This is a genomic window from Geminicoccus sp., from assembly GCF_035556675.1.
In the GTDB taxonomy this organism is placed as follows: domain Bacteria; phylum Pseudomonadota; class Alphaproteobacteria; order Geminicoccales; family Geminicoccaceae; genus Geminicoccus.
Map to the genome: position 1 here is coordinate 1 of NZ_DATMFZ010000228.1, position 2,243 is coordinate 2,243.

The window sequence follows — 2,243 nt, forward strand, 5'->3', positions numbered from 1 at the left end:
CGCCGGCTGCGGCCGCGAGCGTCCTGCCGGGCCTGCCCGTGCCCCAACGGTTCGCGCCGATCGTCAACCTGCATTTTCCCCACGACGGCGAGGGGCCAGTGCGCTTTGCCGGGATGATGGGCGGGCTTGGCCAATGGCTGCTGGTGCGCCCGGGCATGGCCAGCATCACCATCTCGGCCGGGTTCGAAGCGGTCGATCTGCCGCGCGAGGCACTAGCGGCACGGGTATGGCCGGAGGTGGCTGAGACCGCGGCCAGGCTCGGCATCGGGCTGCCGGGTGCGGGGCCGGAGAACGCCTTCGTGGTGAAGGAGCGGCTTGCCACTCCGTTCCAGGACGAGGCCCAGGCACGTGCACCACGGCCAAGTCGGGCACCGCTGCGCAACCTCACCCTCGCCGGCGATTGGACGGTCCGCCTGCCGGCCACGATTGAGGCGGCGGTGGTCTCGGCCAGGGACGCCATCCGGCTTTTGGGCCGGCCCGAAATCGAACGAGCAGGAGCACGCATGGCGGACGCCACGGCATGAGCAAGCCCAGGATCGAGATCGTGCTCGCGGCCACCCGCGGCTTCTGCGCCGGCGTGGAGCGGGCGATCCATGCGGTCGAGCGCGCCCTGGAGCTGAGCCCGGAGGCGCCGGTCCATGTGCGCCATGCCATCGTGCACAATCAGCGGGTGGTGCAGGGTCTGGAAAGACGTGGGGCGCACTTCGTCGAGGAACTGGCGACGGTGCCTAAGGGTGGCACGGTCGTGTTCAGCGCCCATGGGGTCGCCGCTGCGGTGGAAGGCGAAGCGCGGGCGCGCCGGCTGCGCGTGGTCGACGCCACCTGCCCGCTGGTGCGCCGGGTGCATCACGAGGCGGAGCGGCAGACGAAAGCCGGGCGGCTGCTCGTGGTGATCGGGCATCGCGGCCATGTGGAGGTCACCGGCATCGTCGGGCGCTGCCAGGGGCCCGCGGTCGTGGTGGAAACCGTGGCGGAGGCCGAGGCCCTGGCCCCGGCCGATCCCGCCAGGCTCGCCTTCGTCGTCCAGACCACCCTGGCGGTGGACGAGGCGCGCCGGATCATCGACGTGCTCCGTCAGCGCTTCCCGCAGATCACCGGGCCGGACACCCGCACGATCTGCTACGCCACCCAGAACCGGCAGAACGCGGTGGCAGGGCTTTGCCAGAACGTGCAGCGGGTGATCGTCTGCGGCGACCGGAGCAGCTCCAACAGCAACCGCCTGCGCGAGCTGGCCGAGGCGGCCGGCCGCCCGGCCGTGCTGATCGCCACCGCCGCCGAGCTTGCCATGCCGTTTCTGGAAGGCGTGCGGACGGTGGGCCTCACCTCGGGCGCATCGGTGCCGGAATCGATCGTGCAGGAAACCATCGGGCGGATCGCTGCGCAGTACGAGGTCACGGTGCGCGAACTGGGCCTGCCCGAGCGCTCGCCCCGGCTTCATCCGGTGAGCTATGCCGAGCTCGATGCGCTGGCCCATGCCTGACGGTGTGGTGGCCGACTTGGCCGAGCTGCGCGCCGCCCTGGCGGCGGAGGGGCCGCTGGACGTACCCCGGCGCCAGGAACTGCTGGGCGAGCTCGCCGATGGCCTGCTCCAGGCCAAGGATGCAGCCGTGCGTGCGGCCGATGCCGATTTCGGCGGGCGCGCACCCGAGGAGACCCTGTTCGGCGAGGTGCTGGGCGCCGTCTCCGCGCTGCGCCATGCGCGGCGCCATCTGGCCGGCTGGGCGCGGCCGCGACGGGTGCCGGTAGGGCTGCCGTTCTGGCCGGCCCGCGCCTGGATCGTCCCGCAGCCTTTGGGCGTGGTCGGGGTCATGGCGCCCTGGAACTACCCGCTGCTGCTGACGCTGCGGCCGCTTGCCGGGGCGCTCGCCGCGGGCAACCGGGTGATGGTCAAGCCGTCCGAGCACGCGCCCCGGACTGCGGAGCTGATCGCCCGGCTCCTGGAGCAGCGGCTCGGGCGGAACGTCGCCCGTACCGTGCTGGGCGGGCCCGACATCGCCCGCAGCTTCGCCGCCCAGCGCTTCGACCATCTCCTGTTCACCGGCAGCACGGCGCGCGGGCGCGAGGTGGCGCTGGCGGCTGCCGCCAACCTGGTGCCGGTCACGCTGGAGCTGGGTGGCAAGTGCCCGGCCGTGATCCTGCCCGATGCCGACCTCGCGGCCGCTGCCAGCGCCATCGTCACCGGCAAGGGGCTCAATGCCGGACAGACCTGCATCGCCCCTGACCATGTGCTGCTGGCGGGCGTC

General features: G+C 72.7%; 2 protein-coding genes and 1 pseudogene. All 3 read left to right on the forward strand.

Annotation, left to right across the window (positions count from 1 at the left end):
• Positions 1 to 524 (forward strand): annotated as a pseudogene (locus tag VNS22_RS16280) (phytoene dehydrogenase); the annotation flags it as partial.
• The gene (ispH, locus tag VNS22_RS16285) at positions 521 to 1,480 is read left to right on the forward strand and encodes a 4-hydroxy-3-methylbut-2-enyl diphosphate reductase (RefSeq protein ID WP_325734233.1); all 960 of its coding nucleotides are present in this window, start codon (positions 521 to 523) and stop codon (positions 1,478 to 1,480) included. The pseudogene VNS22_RS16280 and the gene ispH, both read left to right, overlap by 4 nt.
• The coding region (locus VNS22_RS16290; RefSeq protein WP_325734236.1) for an aldehyde dehydrogenase family protein at positions 1,473 to 2,243 on the forward strand (771 nt) is incomplete at its 3' end. The genes ispH and VNS22_RS16290, both read left to right, overlap by 8 nt.